General features: G+C 68.8%; 18 protein-coding genes. 16 read left to right on the top strand and 2 right to left on the bottom strand.

All coding sequences use genetic code 11. From position 1 onward, the window contains the following. Positions 1-34: 34 nt before the first annotated feature. Entirely contained in the window at positions 35-1,321 is a 1,287-nt protein-coding gene (locus ACLJQ7_RS34275; protein ID WP_410652294.1) for a PLP-dependent aminotransferase family protein, read from the bottom strand. A 170-nt stretch (positions 1,322-1,491) separates the two neighbouring features. On the opposite strand from ACLJQ7_RS34275, the gene ACLJQ7_RS34270 reads away from it, so the two are divergent. The 15 genes from ACLJQ7_RS34270 to ACLJQ7_RS34200 all read left to right on the top strand — a co-directional run bounded on the left by ACLJQ7_RS34270 (position 1,492) and on the right by ACLJQ7_RS34200 (position 18,808). Continuing rightward, entirely contained in the window at positions 1,492-2,322 is an 831-nt protein-coding gene (locus ACLJQ7_RS34270; RefSeq protein ID WP_410652293.1) for an alpha/beta fold hydrolase, read from the top strand. Further along, complete coding sequence (locus ACLJQ7_RS34265) at positions 2,319-4,055, top strand: amino acid adenylation domain-containing protein (RefSeq protein ID WP_410652292.1); 1,737 nt, start codon at positions 2,319-2,321, stop codon at positions 4,053-4,055. Before ACLJQ7_RS34270 ends, ACLJQ7_RS34265 begins: the two co-directional genes overlap by 4 nt. 14 nt (positions 4,056-4,069) lie before the next feature. Continuing rightward, complete coding sequence (locus tag ACLJQ7_RS34260) at positions 4,070-5,260, top strand: cytochrome P450 (RefSeq protein WP_410652291.1); 1,191 nt, start codon at positions 4,070-4,072, stop codon at positions 5,258-5,260. A 101-nt stretch (positions 5,261-5,361) separates the two neighbouring features. After that, on the top strand, positions 5,362-6,423 hold the full coding sequence (hppD, locus tag ACLJQ7_RS34255; RefSeq protein WP_410652290.1) for a 4-hydroxyphenylpyruvate dioxygenase: 1,062 nt from the start codon (positions 5,362-5,364) through the stop codon (positions 6,421-6,423). Next, positions 6,420-7,490 (top strand): alpha-hydroxy acid oxidase, encoded by a 1,071-nt coding sequence (locus ACLJQ7_RS34250; protein WP_410652289.1) that lies wholly within the window; start codon positions 6,420-6,422, stop codon positions 7,488-7,490. Before hppD ends, ACLJQ7_RS34250 begins: the two co-directional genes overlap by 4 nt. 5 nt (positions 7,491-7,495) lie before the next feature. Then, the gene (locus ACLJQ7_RS34245) at positions 7,496-8,911 is read left to right on the top strand and encodes an NDP-hexose 2,3-dehydratase family protein (protein WP_410652288.1); all 1,416 of its coding nucleotides are present in this window, start codon (positions 7,496-7,498) and stop codon (positions 8,909-8,911) included. Continuing rightward, positions 8,908-9,873: an NAD-dependent epimerase/dehydratase family protein gene (locus ACLJQ7_RS34240; protein ID WP_410652287.1), complete on the top strand. Its 966-nt coding sequence runs from the start codon at positions 8,908-8,910 to the stop codon at positions 9,871-9,873. Before ACLJQ7_RS34245 ends, ACLJQ7_RS34240 begins: the two co-directional genes overlap by 4 nt. Continuing rightward, complete coding sequence (locus ACLJQ7_RS34235) at positions 9,870-10,979, top strand: DegT/DnrJ/EryC1/StrS family aminotransferase (RefSeq protein ID WP_410652286.1); 1,110 nt, start codon at positions 9,870-9,872, stop codon at positions 10,977-10,979. Before ACLJQ7_RS34240 ends, ACLJQ7_RS34235 begins: the two co-directional genes overlap by 4 nt. 16 nt (positions 10,980-10,995) lie before the next feature. Further along, positions 10,996-11,613, top strand: a complete 618-nt coding sequence (locus tag ACLJQ7_RS34230; RefSeq protein ID WP_410652285.1) for a dTDP-4-dehydrorhamnose 3,5-epimerase family protein — start codon at positions 10,996-10,998, stop codon at positions 11,611-11,613. Positions 11,614-11,835: 222 nt separating this feature from the next. Next, positions 11,836-13,512: an ArnT family glycosyltransferase gene (locus ACLJQ7_RS34225; RefSeq protein WP_410652284.1), complete on the top strand. Its 1,677-nt coding sequence runs from the start codon at positions 11,836-11,838 to the stop codon at positions 13,510-13,512. Between the two features lie 301 nt (positions 13,513-13,813). Then, the gene (dpgA, locus tag ACLJQ7_RS34220; RefSeq protein ID WP_410652283.1) at positions 13,814-14,914 is read left to right on the top strand and encodes a 3,5-dihydroxyphenylacetyl-CoA synthase DpgA; all 1,101 of its coding nucleotides are present in this window, start codon (positions 13,814-13,816) and stop codon (positions 14,912-14,914) included. Further along, positions 14,908-15,570, top strand: coding sequence for an enoyl-CoA-hydratase DpgB (gene dpgB, locus ACLJQ7_RS34215; RefSeq protein WP_410652282.1), 663 nt, complete (start codon positions 14,908-14,910; stop codon positions 15,568-15,570). Before dpgA ends, dpgB begins: the two co-directional genes overlap by 7 nt. Continuing rightward, a complete protein-coding gene (gene dpgC / locus ACLJQ7_RS34210) occupies positions 15,567-16,769 on the top strand; it encodes a (3,5-dihydroxyphenyl)acetyl-CoA 1,2-dioxygenase DpgC (RefSeq protein ID WP_410652281.1) in 1,203 nt (400 codons plus the stop codon). Before dpgB ends, dpgC begins: the two co-directional genes overlap by 4 nt. Further along, positions 16,766-17,563 (top strand): enoyl-CoA-hydratase DpgD, encoded by a 798-nt coding sequence (gene dpgD, locus ACLJQ7_RS34205; protein ID WP_410652280.1) that lies wholly within the window; start codon positions 16,766-16,768, stop codon positions 17,561-17,563. Before dpgC ends, dpgD begins: the two co-directional genes overlap by 4 nt. A gap of 168 nt (positions 17,564-17,731) precedes the next feature. Beyond that, positions 17,732-18,808, top strand: a complete 1,077-nt coding sequence (locus tag ACLJQ7_RS34200) for a 3-deoxy-7-phosphoheptulonate synthase (RefSeq protein ID WP_410652279.1) — start codon at positions 17,732-17,734, stop codon at positions 18,806-18,808. Positions 18,809-18,864: 56 nt separating this feature from the next. Here the strand turns inward: ACLJQ7_RS34200 and ACLJQ7_RS34195 are convergent, their stop codons facing one another. Continuing rightward, a complete protein-coding gene (locus tag ACLJQ7_RS34195) occupies positions 18,865-19,266 on the bottom strand; it encodes a winged helix-turn-helix transcriptional regulator (RefSeq protein ID WP_410652278.1) in 402 nt (133 codons plus the stop codon). Positions 19,267-19,294: 28 nt separating this feature from the next. On the opposite strand from ACLJQ7_RS34195, the gene ACLJQ7_RS34190 reads away from it, so the two are divergent. After that, positions 19,295-19,864, top strand: a complete 570-nt coding sequence (locus ACLJQ7_RS34190) for a hypothetical protein (protein WP_410652277.1) — start codon at positions 19,295-19,297, stop codon at positions 19,862-19,864. The last annotated feature ends 40 nt before the right edge of the window (positions 19,865-19,904 follow it).

Below are 19,904 nucleotides of genomic sequence, written 5' to 3'. Positions count from 1 at the left end.
CGAGGATGGGGGCCTTTCCCGTACCAAAACGACCTCAGGAAAGCCGCGGCGTGATGAGCGCCGCCAGCCGCGCGACACCTTCCTCGATCAGTTCCGGAGTGAGCAGGCTGATCGACAGCCGCAGCTGATGGAATCCGCCCTTGCCGCCGTAGAAGTGATGCATCGGGGTGAACAGCACGCCGTGGTCGCGGGCGGCGACTTCCAGCAGTTCGTCGTCGACGACGAACGGGACCGTGACGGTGACGAAGAACCCGCCGGTCGGGGTGTTCCAGCCGACGCCGGCGCACGACCCGAGCCTGCGGTCGAGTTCGCCCAGTGTCAGCCGCAGATTGCGTTGGTAGATGGCGATTTCCCGCGCGTTGGCCTTGGTGAGGCTGAAGTCGTTGAGCAGGAGTTTCCCGGCGATCACGGCTTGGGCGATGGGGGAGGTGTTCACCGTGAGCATGCCCTTGAGCTTCGAAAGCTGATCGGCGTACAGGCCGCCGCCGGTCATCCGCTGATCCGCCACCGCGAAGCCGACGCGGGCGCCGGGCATACCGGTTTTGGCGAAGGATCCGATGTAGACCACGGAGCCCGACCGGTCGAGGGATTTCAGCGACGGCAGCCGCTCGGAGCCGAACAGGCCGTACGCGTTGTCCTCCAGGAGCAGGATCCCGTTCTGCTCGGCGACGTCGAGAAGACGCTGCCGCGAAGGCAGATCCATGCTGGTGCCGGTGGGATTGGCGAAGTTGGGGGTCACGTAGCAGGCGCGCACCCGCTTGCCCTGTTCGTCGGCCCGCTTCAGCTGGAGGACGAGGTCGTCGGGGTCGATGCCGTTCTCGGTCGAGCGCACGGGCCACACGGGAGTGTCGGTGAGCAGCGCCGCCCCGGTCAGCCCGACGTAGGTGGGGGCGGGTGCGAGCAGGACGTCTCGGTCGCCCGCGCGCAGGGTGCGCAGGACCAGGAACATGGCCTCCTGCGCGCCGACGGTGACGACGACCGATTCCGGGGCGGCGTCGATGTTCTCGTCTTCGGCGATGTTCCTGGCGATGAGATCGGCGATGACGCCCTTGGTGGTGCCGTATTGGAAGAGCGTGCGGGTCACCCCCGCCTCGTCCAGTTTCCGATCTTCGCGCAGATGCGCGCAATAGGCGTCGATGTAGGTGTGAATGAGCCGGATGTCGAAGAACTCTTCGTACGGCCGTCCTGCCGCCATGGAAATGGCCACAGGGTATTCGTCGATCAGTTCGTTGAGCAGATTCATCGACGAGATGGCCGGATCGGTGAGCGATCCATGCAGCGTTTCCACGTTCCAGTGAGTGGACAGACCGTTTGAATCCATGAATACTAGGATTTCCATACGCCGTTGAGGTGTCAAGAACGGGCCGTGGACGCCATTTCGGCGATAATGTCCACCACCGAATGGTCCGGACACTCGATCCCCGAAGGTACGGTCGGATCCGCGCCGCACCATCGAATCCCGGCGCAGCGGCCATTTCCCGGAGGAACATCATGCTGATGACAACCGAGAACGGGATCCGGTTGTCCTACAACGACTGTGGTGACGGCCCGCCGGTCCTTCTGCTGACCGGCACCGGGGCGCCGAGTTCGGTGTGGGACCTGCATCAGGTCCCCGCGCTCCGCGCCGCCGGTTTCCGCGTGATCACCATGGACAACCGCGGCATCCCGCCGAGCGACGACGGCACGGGCGGATTCACGATCGCGGACCTCGTCGACGACGTGGCTTCCCTGATCGAGTATCTCGACGCGGTGCCCTGCCGGGTGATCGGCACTTCGATGGGCTCCTACATCGCGCAGGAACTCGCGCTCGCCCAACCGGAGATGCTGGATTCGGTCGTGCTGATGGCGGCCTGCGGCAAGAGCAGTCTCGTCCAGCGGGAGCTCGCCGAGGGCGAGGCGAAGCTGATCGAGCAGGGCATCGAGTTGCCGCCCGGTTTCCTCGCCGCCGTCCGTGCCATGCACAACCTGGGGCCCGCGACCCTCGCCGACGACGACGCCGCGGCCGACTGGCTAGACCTGTTCGCGGCGACCGGGGCCTGGGGGCCGGGCGTCCGGGCACAGCTGCTGGTCAGTGCGCTGCCGGACCGTCTCGACGCCTACCAGGCGATCAAGGTGCCCTGTCACGTCATCTCGTTCGAGCACGACCTCGTGGCGCCGCCCGCCGGCGGACTGGAGCTGGCCTCCGCGATCCCCGGCGCGACGTACCGCACGATCCCCGAGTGCGGGCATTTCGGTTACCTGGAGAACCCGGAAGCGGTGAACCGCGAGCTGATCCGGTTCCTCCGCGCCGGATCGCGCGAGACACTGGGAGAGACCGTATGACCGTCCTTTCGGCGGCCACGACACCCGATCTGTTCGAGGCGACCGCGGCCGTCCTGCCGGCTCGGCAGGCGGTGGCGATGGACACCACCACCCTCACCTACGCCGAGCTGAACGGGGAGGCCAACCGGCTCGCCCGGCGGCTCGTCGCGCACGGCGTCGGCCCGGAGCGGCTCGTCGCGCTGGCGATGCCGCGATCGATCGAGTTCGTCATCGCGATCCTGGCCGTGCACAAGGCAGGCGCCGCGTACGTCCCGGTCGACCCGGACTATCCGGAGGAACGCAAGCGGCAGATGCTGGACGACGCCGCGGCGCACTGCCTGCTGTGCCTGCCGGGTCAGGACGTGGCCGGCGCCCCCGTCGTCCTGAGCGTGGAACGGGAACCCGGACTGTCCGAGCCGAACCTGGAAGACCGGGAACGCCTCGGCCCGTTGCGCCCGGACCACCCGGCGTACGTCATCTACACCTCCGGCTCGACGGGGCGGCCGAAGGGCGTGCTGGTCACCCACCGCGGGATCCCGAACCTGGCCGACGACTACGTGCGCCGTCAGGAATTGGGCCCGCAGAGCCGGTTGCTGGCCTTCGCCTCGCCCAGTTTCGACGCCGCGGTCGCCGAGTTCTGGCCGATCTGGCAGGCGGGTGGCTGCCTGGTGCTGGCCTCCGCGCCGGACCTTGTCCCCGGCGAGCCGCTTTCCCGCCTGGTGCGCGACCAGCGCATCACCCATGTCACGTTGCCGCCGTCCGCATTGGCGCCGCTGGAGGAGTCCGGGGGCCTGCCCGCGGGCCTGACCCTCCTGGTCGCCGGCGAGGCGTGCCCCGCCCCGGTCGCGAAACGCTGGGCGGTGGACCGCGTGATGATCAACGCCTACGGCCCGACCGAGACCACGGTCGCGGTCACCGCGAGCGAGCCGTTGACCGGTGAGGAGACGCCGCCGATCGGCAGGCCGATCACCGGTGTCCGCACCTATGTCCTGGACGATCGGTTGCGGCCGGTCGGGGACGGCGACGTCGGCGAGCTGTACACGGTGGGGCCCGGCCTGGCCCGCGGCTATCTCCGGAGAGCGGCCGCGACGGCGGAACGGTTCCTGCCGGATCCCTTCGGTGAGCCGGGCGGGCGCATGTACCGCACCGGGGACCGGGTCCGGACGCGTCCGGACGGCCAGTACGTCTTCGTCGGCCGGGTCGACGACCAGCTGAAGGTGCGCGGCCACCGGATCGAACCGGGCGAGGTCGAGGCCGCGCTGCTGGCAGTGGAAGGCGTCGCCCAGGCGGTGGTGACCGAGCACGAGAACAGGCTCGTGGCCTATGTGGTCGGCACCGGTGGCGAACGCGTCCTCGCCGAACGGCTGCTGACGCCGCTTCGTGCGCGGCTGCCCGGATACCTCGTGCCCGACGTGATCGTCGGCTTGCCGAGCCTGCCGGTCTCGCCCAACGGCAAGATCGACCGGGTCGCCCTGCCCACTCCCGAAGAGGAGCACGCCGGGCGCGCGGCGGCGGGCCGGGAACCGCTCACCCCCACGGAGATCATCCTCGTCGAGCTGTTCGCCGAAGTGCTCGGCGTCAGCAGTGTCGGCGTGGACGACAGCTTCTTCGAGATCGGCGGCCATTCGCTGCTCGCGACCCGGCTCGTGAGCCGCATCCGGGAACGCCTGAAGATCCGGCTGAGGGTGCAGGCGTTCTTCGACGCGCCGACGGTGGCCCGGCTGGCCAAGGTGCTCGACGGCGCCCACACCTGACCTGGAGACCATTCATGCAGACGACGACAGCCGTCGACCTCGGAAATCCCGACCTCTACACGACCTTGGACCGGCACGATCGGTGGCGGGAGTACGCGGCGGAAGACGCGATGGTGTGGAGCGAGCCGGGCAGCTCACCCGGCGGGTTCTGGTCCGTGTTCTCGCATCGGGCGTGCGCCGCGGTGCTCGGGCCGTCGGCCCCGTTCACCTCCGAATACGGGATGATGATCGGCTTCGACCGCGATCATCCCGACAACTCGGGTGGCCAGATGATGGTGGTCTCCGAACAGGATCAGCACCGGAAACTGCGCAAGCTGGTCGGGCCGCTGCTTTCGAGGGCGGCGGCGCGGAAGCTGTCGGAGCGGGTGCGCGCCGAGGTGTCCGCCGTCCTGGACCGAGTGCTCGACGGCGACGTGTGCGACGTGGCCGCGGCGATCGGCCCGCGTATTCCCGCCGCCGTCGTCTGCGAAATCCTCGGTGTGCCCGCCGAGGACCAGGACATGCTCATCGACCTGACCAATCACGCGTTCGGCGGCGAGGACGAGCTGTTCGACGGGATGACCCCGCGCCAGGCGCATACCGAGATCCTCGTCTATTTCGACGAACTGATCACCGCGCGCCGCGCGAGCCCCGGCGAAGACCTGGTCAGCACTTTGCTTTCCGACGACGAACTGTCGATCGACGACGTCCTGCTCAACTGCGACAACGTGTTGATCGGCGGCAACGAGACGACACGACACGCGATCACCGGCGCGGTGCACGCATTCGCCACGGTGCCAGGGCTACTGGCGCAGGTGCGGGACTATGACGTGGACGTCGACACCGTCGTGGACGAAGTGTTGCGCTGGACTTCGCCCGCGATGCACGTCCTGCGCGTGACGACCGGGGAGGTCGCCCTCAACGGCCGTGACCTCGAACCGGGCACACCGGTGGTCGCGTGGCTGCCCGCGGCGAACCGGGATCCCGCCGTGTTCGAGGACCCTGACACGTTCCGCGCGGGGCGGAAACCCAATCGGCACATCGCTTTCGGGCACGGTATGCACCACTGCCTCGGATCCGCGCTCGCACGGATCGAGCTGGCGGTCGTGCTGCGGGAGGTCGCAGAGCGAGTGTCGCGAGTGGAGCTGACGAAAGAGCCGTCCTGGTTACGGGCCGTCGTCGTGCAGGGCTACCGGGAACTCCCGGTGCGGTTCACGGGCCGCTGATTGTCCTATTAGGACCGTCTGTCAAGCGGACACCGTTGATGGGGAATCGGCTTCGCGCCATCCTGTTCCTGAGGATCACATCTATTCCACGGAGGAATGTCTTGTCTTCTCACGAAACCACGCAGAATTTCGAGATCGACTATGTGGAGATGTACGTGGCCGACCTCGAGGCCGCCGCGTCCGGCTGGATGGACAGGTACGACTTCTCCGTCGCGGCCACGGACCGGTCGGAGGACCACCGGAGCGTGACACTGCGGCACGCCGAGATCGTCCTCGTTCTCACCGAGCCGCTGACCGACCGGCACCCGGGAGCGACCTACCTGCAGACCCACGGTGAAGGGGTGGCGGACATCGCGCTGCGCACTCCCGACGTGGCCGCCGCCTTCGAGACCGCGGTGAAGGCGGGCGCGCAGCCCGTCCGCGAGCCGGAGAAGCGCGCGGACTCCGTCGTCACGGCCACCGTCAGCGGTTTCGGCGACGTCGTGCACACCCTGGTCCAGAGCGACGACACCGAGGAATCGCCGTCGGCGTTCCGCGGCAAGGGCGGCGTGGACCTGAACGCCGTCGACCACTTCGCGGTCTGCCTGAACGCCGGCGACCTCGCCTCCACGGTGGCGTATTACGAGCGTGCCCTCGGGTTCAAGCAGATCTTCGAAGAGCACATCGAGGTCGGTGCGCAGGCGATGAACTCCACCGTCGTGCAGAGCACGTCGGGTGCGGTCACCCTCACCCTGATCGAGCCCGACAAGACCGCCGACCCCGGCCAGATCGACGACTTCATCAAGGAACACCACGGCTCCGGCGTCCAGCACATCGCGTTCACCAGCCCCGACGCGGTCCGCGCGGTCAAGGAGCTTTCCGCGCGTGGCGTCGAATTCCTGAAGACCCCGGACACCTACTACGACCTGCTCGGCGAGCGGATCGAGCTGGAGACGCACTCGCTGGACGACCTGCGCGAGACGAAGCTGCTCGCCGACGAGGACCACGGCGGCCAGCTGTTCCAGATCTTCACCGCCTCCACCCACCCGCGTAAGACGATCTTCTTCGAGATCATCGAGCGCCAGGGCGCCGGCACGTTCGGCAGCTCCAACATCAAGGCCCTGTACGAAGCCGTGGAGCTGGAGCGCACCGGACAGAGCAAGCTCGGCCCCGCCCAGCGATGACCCACCTCTGCCTCGACGACCTCGAACGTGCCGCCCGGGCGGCCCTCCCCGGCGAGATCTGGGATTTTCTCGCCGGGGGCAGCGGGACCGAGTCCTCGCTGGAGGCCAATCGCACCGCGCTGGAGCGGATCTTCGTGATCCCCCGGATGCTGCGCGAGCTCTCCGGCGGCACCACCGAGGCCGAGGTTCTCGGCCGGCGCGCCGCGCTTCCCGTGGCGGTCGCGCCGGTCGCGTACCAGCGGCTGTTCCATCCCGAAGGCGAACTCGCGGCGGCCCGTGCGGCGCGGGACGCCGGCGTGCCCTACACCATCTGCACGCTCAGCAGTGTCCCGCTGGAGGAGGTCGCGGCCGTCGGTGGACGGCCGTGGTTCCAGCTTTACTGGCTGCGCGACGAAAAGCGGTCACTGGAGCTCGTGCGCCGCGCGGAGGACGCCGGCTGCGAGGCGATCGTGTTCACCGTCGACGTGCCGTGGATGGGACGGCGGCTGCGGGACATGCGGAACGGTTTCGCGTTGCCGGAATCGGTGACGGCGGCCAACTTCGACGCCGGTGCGGCCGCGCATCGCCGTACCGAAGGGCTTTCGGCCGTCGCCGACCACACCGCGCGCGAATTCGCCCCGGCCACTTGGGATTCCGTCGAGACCGTCCGTGCGCATACGGACCTTCCGGTGGTGCTCAAGGGGATCCTCGCGGTCGAGGACGCCGTGCGGGCCGTCGACGCGGGTGCCGCCGGGATCGTGGTGTCCAACCACGGAGGCCGTCAGTTGGACGGTGCCGTACCGGGGATCGCGATGCTGGGCGAGATCGCGGACGCGGTCTCCGGTGGCTGCGAAGTGTTGCTGGACGGCGGGATCCGGACCGGCGGGGACGTGCTCAAGGCGATCGCCCTCGGCGCGTCCGGGGTGCTGGTCGGACGGCCGGTCATCTGGGGGCTGGCCGCGGACGGCCAGGAGGGCGCCCGGCAGGTGCTCGACCTGCTCGCCGTCGAACTCCGGAACGCGATGGGCCTGGCGGGCTGCGATTCGGTGCGCGCGATCCGGCGGTTGAGCACTCGGTACGAAAGGTGAGGTCCATGCTGCCCCTTCTCGCCCCCGTGACGGTGCGCCCTCGCGACGACCGCATTTACGCGGACCGCATCGCGTTGTCGGCCGCGACGACCGGCGGCGTCCACATGGCGACGAAGGAAGTCCGCTCGTGGATCGCCGAACGCCGTGAGGCCAACGTCTTCCACGTCGAACGCATTCCCTTCGCCGAGCTCGACCAGTGGCGGTTCGAGGACGTGACCGGCAATCTCGTGCACAGCAGCGGGCGGTTCTTCGCCATCGAGGGGCTGCACGTGGTCGAGGCCGACGGACCCCACGGCGACGGCCCGTACCGCGAATGGCGGCAGCCGGTCATCAAACAGCCCGAGGTGGGCATTCTCGGCATCCTGGCGAAGGAGTTCGGCGGCGTCCTGCATTTCCTCATGCAGGCCAAGATGGAGCCGGGGAACCCGAACCTGGTGCAGCTCTCGCCGACCGTGCAGGCCACGCGCAGCAACTACACGAAGGCGCACGGCGGCACGAACGTCAAACTGATCGAGTACTTCGCCCCGCCCGACCCGGAACGGATCGTCGTCGACGTCCTCCAGGCCGAACAGGGCTCGTGGTTCTTCCGCAAGTCCAACCGGAACATGATCGTCGAGACCGTCGACGACGTGCCGTTGTGGGACGATTTCTGCTGGCTCACCCTCGGCCAGATCGCCGAGCTGATGCATGAGGACGAGACGGTCAACATGAACGCCAGGAGCGTGTTGTCCTGTCTGCCGTACCACGACGAGGCTCCCGGCGCGCTGCTGTCCGACGTCCAGCTGCTGTCCTGGTTCACGAACGAGCGTTCCCGCCACGACGTGCGCGCCCGGCGTATCCCGCTCACGGACGTCTGCGGCTGGAAACAGGGCGTGGAAGCGATCGAGCACGAGGACGGCCGGTACTTCAAGGTCCTCGCGGTCGCGGTGAAGGGCAGCAACCGCGAGAAGATCAGCTGGACCCAGCCGTTGCTGGAATCCGTCGGCACGGGTGTGGTCGCGTTCCTCGTCCGCGAGATCGACGGCGTGCCGCACGTGCTGGTACACGCCCGCGCCGACGGCGGATTCCTGGACACGGTCGAGCTGGCGCCGACCGTCCAGTGCACTCCTCAGAATTACGCGCATCTGCCCGCGGAGAGCCGTCCGCCCTTCCTCGACTTCGTGCTGAACGCGCCGCGATCGCGAATCCGTTACGAGGCCATGCATTCCGAGGAGGGCGGGCGCTTCCTCAACGTCCGGGCCCGGTATCTCGCGATCGAGGCGGACGACACGGTCGAAGCCCCGCCCGGCTACGCCTGGGTGACTCCCGGCCAGCTCACCGCGCTCACCCGGCACGGGCACTACGTCAACGTCGAGGCTCGCACCCTGCTCGCCTGCATCAACGCCGCGACGGCACAGCCGCAACGAGAGGGCATGAAATGAAGCAGATCACCGTCCTCGGGGCCTCGGGCTTCGTCGGCTCGGCCGTGACGCGCGCACTGGCGCGGCAACCGATCCGATTACGAGCGGTGTCGCGCAGGGGGCTCACCCCGCCGGAGGGCCAAGCCGAAACGACCGTCGTCGCCGCCGATCTCACCGACCGCGCCGCGCTGGCCGAGGCGGTCGCGGGCTCGGACGCGATCGTGTACCTGCTCCTCGCGGACGGCGGCTGGCGGGTCGCCGAGACCGAAGAGGCCGAACGCGTGAACCTGGGCGTGATGCGGGATCTCGTGGACGTGGTCGGCGGAAAGCCGCTCGTGATCTACGGCGGTGCCGCGTCGCAGGTCGGTGTGCCACCCCGGGAGCCGATCGACGGGAGCGAGACCGACGAGCCGGGCACCCCGTACGACCAGCAGAAACTGGCGGCGGAACAGGTCCTCAAGAAAGCGACGGCCGACGGCCGCGTGCGCGGGATCAGCCTGCGGCTGCCCACGGTGTTCGGCGAGACGCCGACCGAAGGCGCGAACTCCGACCGCGGCGTCGTGTCCGCCATGGCGCGCCGCGCGCTCGACGGGCAGGACCTCACCATCTGGGGCGACGGCACCGTGCGGCGCGACCTGGTCCACGTCGAGGACATCGCGACCGCGTTCACCGCGGCGCTGGCCGCCCCGGACGCGCTGGTCGGCGGCCATTGGCTGCTCGGCGCCGGCCGGGGAGACCAGCTCGCCGACGTCTTCCGGCTGGTGGCGAAGGAAATGGCCGAGTACACCGGACGCGATCCGGTGGACGTGGTCTGTGTCGAGCCTCCGTCGCACGCGCCGTCGACGGATCTTCGCAGCGTCACCATCGATTCCACGCCGTTCCGGGCGGTCACCGGCTGGCGTCCGGAGATCTCACTGCCCGAAGGAGTGCGTCGCACCGTCGCCGCGCTGACCACCCCAGTTCACGGAAAGGCTCGCACATGACCACGCGCGTATGGGACTACCTCGCCGAATACGAGACCGAACGGGCCGATCTGCTGGACGCGGTCGAGACGGTCTTCGACTCGGGGCAGCTCGTGCTCGGCGCGAGCCTGCGCGGGTTCGAATCGGAATTCGCCGCGTACCACGGTGTCGGACACTGTGTCGGGCTCGACAACGGGACGAACGCGATCAAGCTTGGCCTCCAGGCGCTGGGCGTCGGTCCCGGCGACGAGGTGATCACGGTGTCGAACACCGCCGCCCCGACCGTCGTCGCCATCGACGGCACCGGCGCCACCCCGGTCTTCGTCGACGTCCGCGAGGACGACTTCCTGATGGACACCGGCCAGGTCGAAGCCGCGATCACCGAACGCACCAAATGCCTGCTGCCCGTGCACCTGTACGGCCAGTGCGTGGACATGGCGCCGCTGAAGGCACTCGCCGCGAAGCACGGACTGTCCCTTTTGGAGGATTGCGCGCAGGCGCATGGCGCACGGCAGGACGGCACGATCGCGGGCACGACCGGTGACGCGGCCGCGTTCTCCTTCTATCCCACCAAGGTGCTCGGTGCGTACGGCGACGGCGGCGCGGCCCTCACGTCCGACGAGAGCGTGGCCGCGAAACTACGCCGGTTGCGGTACTACGGCATGGAGGAGCGCTACTACACGGTCGAGACGCCTGCCCACAACAGCCGGTTGGACGAGGTCCAGGCCGAGATCCTGCGGCGCAAGCTCAAGCGGCTCGACGCCTACACGGCGGGCCGCCGGGCGGTCGCCCAGCGCTATGTCGACGCCCTCGGCGACACCGAACTGCAGCTGCCGAAGACCGTTCCCGGCAACGAGCACGTGTACTACGTGTACGTCGTGCGGCATCCGCGCCGCGACGAGATCCTCGAACGCCTCAAGGCCTACGACATCCACCTGAACATCAGCTACCCGTGGCCGGTGCACACCATGACCGGGTTCGCCCACCTCGGTTACGAGAAGGGTTCGCTCCCGGTCACCGAGAAGCTGGCGGGCGAGATCTTCTCGCTGCCGATGTACCCCGCGCTCTCGCCCGACCTCCAGGACAAGGTCGTCCACGCGGTCCGCGAAGTGCTGTCCACCCTCTGACCACAGGAGCAAAACCGTGCAAGCACGCAAACTCGCCGTCGAAGGCGCGCTCGAATTCACTCCGCGTGTCTTCCCCGACGACCGGGGCCTGTTCGTCTCGCCGTACCAGGAGGAGGCGTTCATCGAGGCCCACGGCGGCCCGCTCTTCCCGGTGGCGCAGACGAACCACAGCCGGTCGAAACGCGGTGTGGTGCGGGGTATCCACTACACCGCGACCCCGCCGGGCACCGCGAAGTACGTCTACTGCCCCCGCGGCAGGGCCTTGGACATCGTGGTCGACATCCGGGTCGGCTCGCCGACGTTCGGCAAATGGGACGCGGTCCTGCTGGACCAGGAGACCTTCCGGACGATGTACTTCCCGGTCGGTGTCGGCCACGCCTTCGTGGCACTCGAAGACGACACCGTCATGTCGTACATGATCTCCTCGCCCTACGTGGCGGAGAACGAACTCGCCCTCTCGCCGCTGGACCCCGCGCTCGGCCTGCCGATCGACACCGACGTCGTGCCGATCCTGTCCGAACGGGACACGGCGGCGCTCACGCTCGGCGAGGCGGAGGGGCAGGGCATGCTCCCGGACTACAACGCCAGCCTGGAGATCGAACGGCGGCTGTCCGTTCTTCCGCTCTCCGTCTGACTTCCTCGTTCACCAGCCCGGCCGACGAGGGCCATCACGGACCCGACTCGGTGCCACCGAAACGGCGGCGCCGACCGTGATGGCCCTCGAAGGCGCGGGCGCCCAGCCGGGTAATCGATATCCAGGGCGGGCCGGGCGCACCGGTCCGCCGGGGGAAGGACGCCGAACTTGACGACCGATGGCCTTCAGCCGTCAATGGACACTTCGAACTGGATCGCTTGGGTGCGACGGCGCCGGCGGTGGTTGCTCGCGGGCGCCGTGATCGCCCTGCTCACCCAGATGGCGATCGCGATGGTCACGACCGCCGTGGAACAGTCCCCGACCATCGACGAGCCGGTCTACGTCGGCACCGCGGTGGTCTACCTCGAAGAGCACAGCCTGCGGTACAACCCCGAGCATCCACCGCTGGGCAAGCTCATCATCGCGACCGGGGTGGCCCTCACCGACCCGAAGGTGGCGCCCGGCTTCAACGGCCACGAGTGGGAACTCGGCAAGCACGTCGTCTACGAGGCGGGTAACGATCCGGAACGGCTGATGCTGTTCGCGCGGCTGCCGGTGATCCTGCTGACCTTGCTGTTCGGCCTGGTCGTCTTCGCGTTCGCGTCAGATCTGGCCGGCCGCGCGGGCGGGTTGCTGGCGCTCACCCTGTTCACCTTCTCACCCGACGTCATCGCGCACGGCTCGCTGGCGACGCTCGACGTGCCGGTGGCCGGGTTCCTGCTGACGTCGGTCTGGCTGGTGTGGCGCGCCCGGCACCGCCCCGGCCGCTATCTCCCGCTCGCCGGGTTGGCGCTCGGCGCGGCGACGGCCACGAAAGTGCTTTCCCTGGTCGCGGTTCCGGTGCTGATCCCGCTGGCCGTGCTGTCCGTCTGGCATGCCCGCCGCGCCCGCGGCCTGGACCTGAAGTCCCCGGCCCTGCTGATCGGCCGCGGCCTCCTGGCGGCCGCCGGGATGGCGCTGATCGCGATCGCCGTCGTGTGGGCCTCCTACCTCGTCGTGGATCCGCGGCTGCGCTGGGAGACGCCGTCGGGAATGCAACCGCTGCACGGAATGCGCACCATCGTCGACTGGCTGCCGTTCCCGCAGCCGTTGAAGGACGGCATGCGGTTCCAGTTCGAACTCGAAGACCACGTGTGGCACAACTTCCTGTTCGGCAGGCACTACACGGGATCGCTCTGGTATTACGGACCCGCCGCGTTGCTGGTGAAGACGCCGCTGGGCGCGCTGGCGATCTGGCTGGCCGGCGCCGCCGTGCTGCTGTCGGTCCGGCGGCTGCGCCCGGCCGCGCCGTACGTCCTCCTCCCGACGGCCCTGCTGATGGCCACGGCCATGGTCATCGTCCGCGACAACGGCGTGCGGTACCTGGCCTTCGCGCCGATGTTCCTGGCCGTCGCGGCGGCCGCGGTCGTCGCCGTCCGCCGACGATGGGTGAAGGCGGCCGCGGTGCTCGTGGTGATCTTCGCCGCGGTCAGCTCGCTGATGACGTTCCCGTACTACCTTCCGTACTCCAACGAGGCGTTCGGGGGCCCGGAGAACACCCATCGGTACCTCCTGGATTCGAACGTCGACTGGGGGCAGGACCTGGGCCGCCTGGCGGACCGCCTGAAGAAGGATTACGCGGGTGAGCGCACCTGGCTCGTCTATCAGGGGAGCGGTCTGCCGTCCCACTACGGCATCGACGCCGCCGATCCGCTCACGGTGCCCGCGGACCAGGTGCACGGGGTGCTCGCCGTGTCGGATTCCGCGATCCTGGGGGCCTTCGACGACCCCATGGGCGGTGGTGGCACCGGGGGAGGCGGCCAGACGGGCGGTGCGATCGGTGATCTGGCGGCGCTGATCGACGGCAGCACGCCGGTGGAGAGAGTGGGCCACTCCATGACGATCTACCGCCGTCCGTGAGTGCTCGGCCTCGCCGCTCGTTCCGTGAAGGCCTCCTTGAGGGACTCTGGGTCCCTCAAGGAGGCCTTCACGGCCAGACCGCCCGAAATGCTGCGGGGCCGGTCCACTTGAGACATGTCCCCGGTCCCGAATCGTGAGTCGGTAACGGTTTCCGGCGCCCTTGGACGCGTTGACCACCGTGATCCGTGAAGCCTAATTTCGGAATTGTCCACTGAGATCCGCGAAAGGTGAGACCAATGCCCGCTGCGCAGGTCAAGCAGCTGCTTCGGAGCAAGCTCAGAACATGGGGGTGGATGTACCGATGACTGCCATCATCGAACCGGCCGAAGACCTTTCCGTCCTCACCGGACTCACCGAGATCACCCGGTTCGCCGGCGTGGGGACCGCGGTCTCCTCGGCGTCCTACTCGCAGACCGAACTCATCGAGATCCTCGGCATCGAGGACCCCAAGATCCGATCGGTCTTCCTGAACAGCGCCATCGAGCGCCGGTTCCTCACCCTGCCACCGGAGGAGCGCGGCGGCGCCCGCGCGGCCGAACCGCAGGGCGATCTGCTCGACAAGCACAAGAAGATCGCCGTCGACATGGGCTGCCGCGCGCTCGAAGCCTGCCTGAAGTCGGCGGGAGCGACGCTTTCGGACCTGCGTCACCTCTGCTGCGTCACCTCGACCGGTTTCCTGACCCCCGGCCTCAGCGCGCTGATCATCCGCGAGCTGGGCATCGACCCGCACTGCAGCCGGTCGGACATCGTTGGCATGGGCTGCAACGCCGGTCTCAACGCGCTCAACGTGGTCGCGGGCTGGTCCGCGGCACACCCTGGCGAACTCGGCGTCGTCCTGTGCAGCGAGGCGTGCTCCGCCGCCTACGCCCTGGACGGCACGATGCGGACCGCGGTGGTCAACAGTCTTTTCGGCGACGGATCCGCGGCGCTCGCGCTCGTTTCCGGAGACGGGCGCGTGCCGGGTCCGCGCGTCCTGAAGTTCGCCAGCTACATCATCACCGACGCGGTCGACGCGATGCGCTACGACTGGGACCGTGACCAGGACCGGTTCAGTTTCTTCCTCGACCCGCAGATTCCCTACGTGGTCGGGGCGCACGCCGAAATCGTCATCGACCGGCTCCTGTCCGGGACGGGTCTGCGCCGCAGCGACATCGGCCACTGGCTGGTGCATTCCGGTGGGAAAAAGGTGATCGACGCGGTCGTCGTCAACCTCGGCCTGAGCCGGTACGACGTCCGCCACACCACCGGTGTGCTCCGCGACTACGGGAACCTCTCCAGCGGCTCCTTCCTCTTCTCCTACGAGCGGCTCGCCGATGAAGACGTCGCCCGCCCGGGGGACTACGGCGTGCTCATGACCATGGGGCCTGGCTCCACAATCGAAATGGCGCTTATTCAATGGTGACGCGTAACGAGATCAAGAGCGACCTGGTGCTGCGGTTCGACGGCTCCCGTCCGCTGACCGCGGCGGCCGTCGAGGAGATCGCCGCGCTCTGCGATCGCGCCGAGGACCAGCGCGGGCCGGGACCGGTGATCGTCCAGGTCACGGGTGCCCCGCCCGCCGGCTGGGCGAAGGGACTCGCGGTCGGCCTGGTGTCCAAATGGGAGCGCGCCGTGCGCCGGTTCGAACGTCTCGGCAGGCTCACGGCCGTGGTGGCGTCGGGCGAATGCGCCGGGATGACCTTGGATCTCCTGCTCGCCGCCGACGTCCGGATCGCCGAGCCGGGCACCACGTTGCGGCTCGCCTCGGCGGGTGGCGGCACCTGGCCGGGGATGACCGTGTACCGGCTCACCAAGCAGGCGGGCGCGGCGGGTATCCGGCGGGCCGTGCTGCTCGGCACCCCGATCGGAACGGACCGGGCGCTCGCGCTCAACCTGATCGACGAGGTGTCCGGCGATCCGGCCGAAGCACTGTCCTTATTGGACAGTGTCGCGGACGGGGCCGAGACGGCGATCCGGCGCCAGCTGATCTTCGAAGCGGGCTCGACCACTTTCGAGGAGGCACTCGGTTCCCATTTGGCCGCGGCGGACCGCGCCCTGCGGCGGGAAGCCAAGTCGTGACGACGCTCGATCTCCGGGCCCTGGCGGGGGAGGCCCACCGGGTCGACGACGACGTCCGGGCGCTGCGGACGGCCTTCGTCGAGGCGCACGCCGAAGTGATCTACGCCGAACTCACCGACGGCCGGACACGGTACCTGCGCATCGACGAACTCGTCCGGGCCGCCGCGCTCGCCTTCCCCGGCCTGGTGCCCTCCGCGCAGCAGATGGCGGCCGAGCGTTCGCGTCCGCAGGCGGAAAAGGAAGGGCGCGAGATCGACCAGGGCATCTTCCTGCGCGGGATCCTGCGCGCGCCGAAGGCAGGCCCGCATCTGCTCGACGCGATGCTCCGGCCCACCGCCAGGGCGCAGCGGCTACTGCCGGAATTCGTCGAGACCGGTGTCGTGGAGATGGAGGCGGTCCGGCTGGAACGCCGTGACGGCGTCGCGCACCTGACCCTGTGCCGCGACGACTGCCTGAACGCCGAGGACGCCCAGCAGGTCGAGGACATGGAGACGGCGGTCGACCTGACGCTGCTCGATCCGTCCGTCCGGGCAGGGCTGGTGCGAGGCGGGGTGATGAGCCATCCCCGCTATCTGGGGCGCCGGGTGTTCTGCGCGGGGATCAATCTCAAGAAGCTCAGTGCCGGGGAGATTCCGCTCGTCGATTTCCTTCTGCGGCGCGAAACGGGCTACATCCAGAAGATCTTCCGCGGTCTGCTGACGGACGATTCCTGGCACTCCAGGTTCACCGGCAAGCCCTGGATGGCGGCCGTCGATTCCTTCGCCATCGGCGGCGGCACCCAGCTGCTGCTGGTCTTCGACCACGTGCTGGCGGCGTCCGACGCGTACCTCAGCCTTCCGGCGGCGAAGGAGGGGATCATCCCCGGGGTGTCCAACTTCCGGCTTTCCCGGATCGCCGGACCGCGGGTGGCCCGTCAGGTGATCCTCGGCGGCCGCAAGCTCCGGGCCGACGAGCCGGACGCCCGGTCGATCGTCGACGAGGTCGTCGCGCCGGAGGAAATGGACGCGGCGATCGACAGCGCGCTGGCCCGGCTCGACGGGGAAGCCGTGGTCGCCAACCGGCGCATGCTGAACCTGGCCGAGGAACCACCTGGGGAATTCCGCCGGTACATCGCGGAATTCGCGCTGCAGCAGGCCTTGCGCATCTACGGCGCGGACGTGATCGGCAAGGTGGACGGTTTCGCGGTGGGCTCGCGATGAGCGAAAGCCCGGTGCGGTACGAGAAGAAGGACCATGTCGCGTATGTGACGATGAACCGGCCCGAAGTGCTGAACGCGATGGACCGGCGGATGCACACGGAACTCGCCGGGATCTGGGACGACGTCGAAGCCGACGACGACGTCCGCGCGGTGGTCCTGACCGGTGCGGGGGATCGCGCGTTCTCGGTCGGGCAGGACCTCAAGGAACGCGCGCGGCTGACCGAGGAAGGCGTCGAGGCGTCGACGTTCGGCAGCAGCGGTCAGCCGGGGCATCCCCGGCTGACCGACCGGTTCACCCTGTCCAAACCGGTGGTCGGCCGGGTGCACGGCTATGCGCTGGGCGGTGGTTTCGAACTGGCGCTCGCGTGCGACATCGTCATCGCCTCCGACGAGGCGGTCTTCGCGTTGCCGGAGGTCCGGCTCGGCCTGATCGCCGGGGCGGGCGGGGTGTTCCGGTTGCCGCGGCAGCTTCCGCTGAAGGTGGCGATGGGATATCTGCTGACCGGGCGCAGAATGGACGCGGCGACGGCCCTTCACCACGGACTGGTCAACGAAGTCGTGCCGTTTCCCGAATTGGACCGATGCGTCGCCGAATGGACCGAAAGCCTGGTGCGCGCCGCCCCGCTTTCGGTCCGCGCGATCAAAGAGGCCGCACTGCGGTCGCTCGACCTCCCGCTCGAGGAAGCCTTCAAAACCTCGTATCCGCAGGAAGAACGGCGACGGAACAGTGTGGACGCGAGCGAAGGCGCCCGTGCCTTCGCCGAAAAACGGGATCCGGTCTGGGTCGGTCACTGAATTCGGGTTGGACCATTGTTCCGGATGGCGGATGGTGGAAGATTCCAGGTAAGAGACTTCTCTCGAATAATGCCGGGCTTGCTTCTTCGTTCACCCGAGACCGCCGTCCGGGCCGGAAATCCCGGCTTTCCTCCCACCCGGTGCCGGCAGAAATCCTGGATATCTGTGATGACGACCCTCGCTACCGTCGAACTCGACAACCAGCGTATCGACCGGATGGTCCCGCTGGTCACGCCCGCCCTGCTGCACCACGAACTGCCGCTCGGCGTCAACGCGGCCGACACGGTGCGCCACGGCAGGGAAAACGTCCTGCGCGTCCTCGACGGCACGGACGACCGGCTGCTCGTGATCGCCGGGCCCTGTTCCATCCACGATCCCGCCGCGGCCCTCGAATACGCCGACCGCCTCGCCGCCCTCGCCGGCCGGTTCGCCGACGATCTCCTGGTCGTCATGCGCGTGTACTTCGAAAAGCCGCGTACGGTCGGCGGCTGGAAGGGGCTCATCAACGACCCGCACCTCGACGGCACCGGCGACGTCAACCGTGGTCTGCGCATCGCCAGGGACCTGCTCCTCGAACTCGCCGAGGGCGGCCTGCCCGCCGCGTGCGAATGGCTGGACACCACCATCCCGGCGTACCTCGCCGACACCGTCTCGTGGGGCGCGATCGGTGCCCGCACGGTGGAAAGCCAGAACCACCGCATGCTGGCCAGCGGGCTGTCCATGCCGGTCGGCTTCAAGAACCGCCGCGACGGCGATGTCACCGTCGCCGTCGACGCCGTCCGTGCGGCCGAAGCGCGCCATGTCGTCCCCGGCGTCGATCCCAGTGGCCTGCCCGCGATCCTGCACACGGCCGGCAATCCGGACTGCCACCTCGTGCTGCGCGGCGGCAACAGCGCGCCCAACCACAACCCGGCGTCGGTCCGCGCGGCGCTCACCACCCTGCAGAACGCGGGATTGCCCCGGCGGTTGGTGATCGACGCCAGCCACGACAACAGCCGCAAGGACCACCTGCGGCAGGCCGTCGTCGCCGGCCAGATCGCCGAACAGATCAAGAACGGTCAGCGCGGCATCGTCGGCGTCATGCTCGAATCCAACCTCAAGGCCGGACGCCAGGACCTCCACCCCGACCGGCCGCTCACCTACGGCCAGTCCATCACCGACGCCTGCATCGACCTCGCCGCCACCCAGGAGGTGCTCCAGTCCCTCGCCACGGCGACCGCCGCCCGCCGGGCAGCACGCCCCTGATCACGCGAGTTACGCCTCCAATCACGCGAGTTACGCCGTTCAATCACGCGAGTTCGCTATCCGATCGACTCGGCACAACTCATCGCCGCGTTCGGCGCGGCGTCACCCCGGGTGCGTTCGAGATGCGTCTCGCCCCAGACCCTGACCTCCTCGACCACCGGCAGAACCGTGGCCCCGTAAGGAGTGAGCCGGTAGAGGACGCGCGCCGGGACGGGCCCGGTCACCACGCGTTCGACGAGCCCGTCGGCTTCGAGTTCGCGCAACTGCTCGGCCAGCACCTTGGGCGTGATGGGGGCGCCCCGGCGGCGGAGGCCGGCGAAATGGGACTCGCCGTGGGCGAGCCAGTACACCAGGGTCAGCTTCCATTTCCCGCCGATCGCGGCGAACGCCGCGGCCATCGGACAGCCGGGCAGCGGGTTGGGCCGCGGAAGGTTACCCGCAGGTGCCTTCTTGTCCATGGTCGTCCTCCGCTCGGATAGTCGGACCATGACCGTGCCATACAAACGAATCCTGACGGTGGGCCTTTCGGCCCTGATGCTGATCGCCACGGCCGCGTCGGGCGCCGCTTCGAGTTCGTCGGCCGATGACCCCCAACGCGCGTTCGACTGGGAGATCGGCACCTGGCGCTCCACGGTGCGGGTGCTCGCCGAGCCGCTTTCGGAATCCGCGGACCAGTGGCTCCTCTTCGCGGGCACCAGCACCGTCCGCCCGCTCATGGACCGGCGGGCGAACGCCCTCGAATTCGAGGTCTCCGGCCCGAACGGGCGTATCGACGCGCTCAACCTGCGGCTGTACGAACCGCAGGCGGGGCGGTGGAGCCTGACCTTTGTCAACCTGCGCGATGGTCTGCTCACCCCCTCGGTCCACGGCGGGTTCCGCGACGGTGTCGGCGAGTTCCACGGCGACGACCAGCTCGGCGGGAAGCCGATCAAGGTGCGTTTCCTCGTCTTCCGGCAAGGCCCGGACGTGGCGCGCTTCGAGCAGGCGTTCTCGGCCGACGGCGGAACGACCTGGGAGACGAACTGGGTCGCCGTGGACCACCGGATCCGCCGGTGAGGCGGGTCCGTGTTCGGGACTTCGCGTGATTGGACGGACG

It is taken from the genome of Amycolatopsis sp. cmx-4-54, from assembly GCF_046548895.1.
Lineage (GTDB): Bacteria > Actinomycetota > Actinomycetes > Mycobacteriales > Pseudonocardiaceae > Amycolatopsis.
Note: the sequence above shows the minus strand (reverse complement) of the source record. Positions and strands in the feature narration are given on the sequence as shown.

Excerpts from the sequence above, each read along its gene's own strand:
- ACLJQ7_RS34250 (WP_410652289.1), top strand. The coding sequence starts at position 6,420 with ATGACCCACCTCTGCCTCGACGACCTCGAACGTGCCGCCCGGGCGGCC.
- dpgD (WP_410652280.1), top strand. The coding sequence starts at position 16,766 with ATGAGCGAAAGCCCGGTGCGGTACGAGAAGAAGGACCATGTCGCGTAT.
- ACLJQ7_RS34190 (WP_410652277.1), top strand. The coding sequence starts at position 19,295 with ATGACCGTGCCATACAAACGAATCCTGACGGTGGGCCTTTCGGCCCTG.
- ACLJQ7_RS34195 (WP_410652278.1), bottom strand. The coding sequence starts at position 19,266 with ATGGACAAGAAGGCACCTGCGGGTAACCTTCCGCGGCCCAACCCGCTG.
- ACLJQ7_RS34235 (WP_410652286.1), top strand. The coding sequence starts at position 9,870 with ATGACCACGCGCGTATGGGACTACCTCGCCGAATACGAGACCGAACGG.
- ACLJQ7_RS34275 (WP_410652294.1), bottom strand. The coding sequence starts at position 1,321 with ATGGATTCAAACGGTCTGTCCACTCACTGGAACGTGGAAACGCTGCAT.
- ACLJQ7_RS34245 (WP_410652288.1), top strand. The coding sequence starts at position 7,496 with ATGCTGCCCCTTCTCGCCCCCGTGACGGTGCGCCCTCGCGACGACCGC.
- dpgB (WP_410652282.1), top strand. The coding sequence starts at position 14,908 with ATGGTGACGCGTAACGAGATCAAGAGCGACCTGGTGCTGCGGTTCGAC.
- ACLJQ7_RS34265 (WP_410652292.1), top strand. The coding sequence starts at position 2,319 with ATGACCGTCCTTTCGGCGGCCACGACACCCGATCTGTTCGAGGCGACC.
- ACLJQ7_RS34260 (WP_410652291.1), top strand. The coding sequence starts at position 4,070 with ATGCAGACGACGACAGCCGTCGACCTCGGAAATCCCGACCTCTACACG.
- ACLJQ7_RS34240 (WP_410652287.1), top strand. The coding sequence starts at position 8,908 with ATGAAGCAGATCACCGTCCTCGGGGCCTCGGGCTTCGTCGGCTCGGCC.
- dpgA (WP_410652283.1), top strand. The coding sequence starts at position 13,814 with ATGACTGCCATCATCGAACCGGCCGAAGACCTTTCCGTCCTCACCGGA.
- ACLJQ7_RS34200 (WP_410652279.1), top strand. The coding sequence starts at position 17,732 with ATGACGACCCTCGCTACCGTCGAACTCGACAACCAGCGTATCGACCGG.
- ACLJQ7_RS34270 (WP_410652293.1), top strand. The coding sequence starts at position 1,492 with ATGCTGATGACAACCGAGAACGGGATCCGGTTGTCCTACAACGACTGT.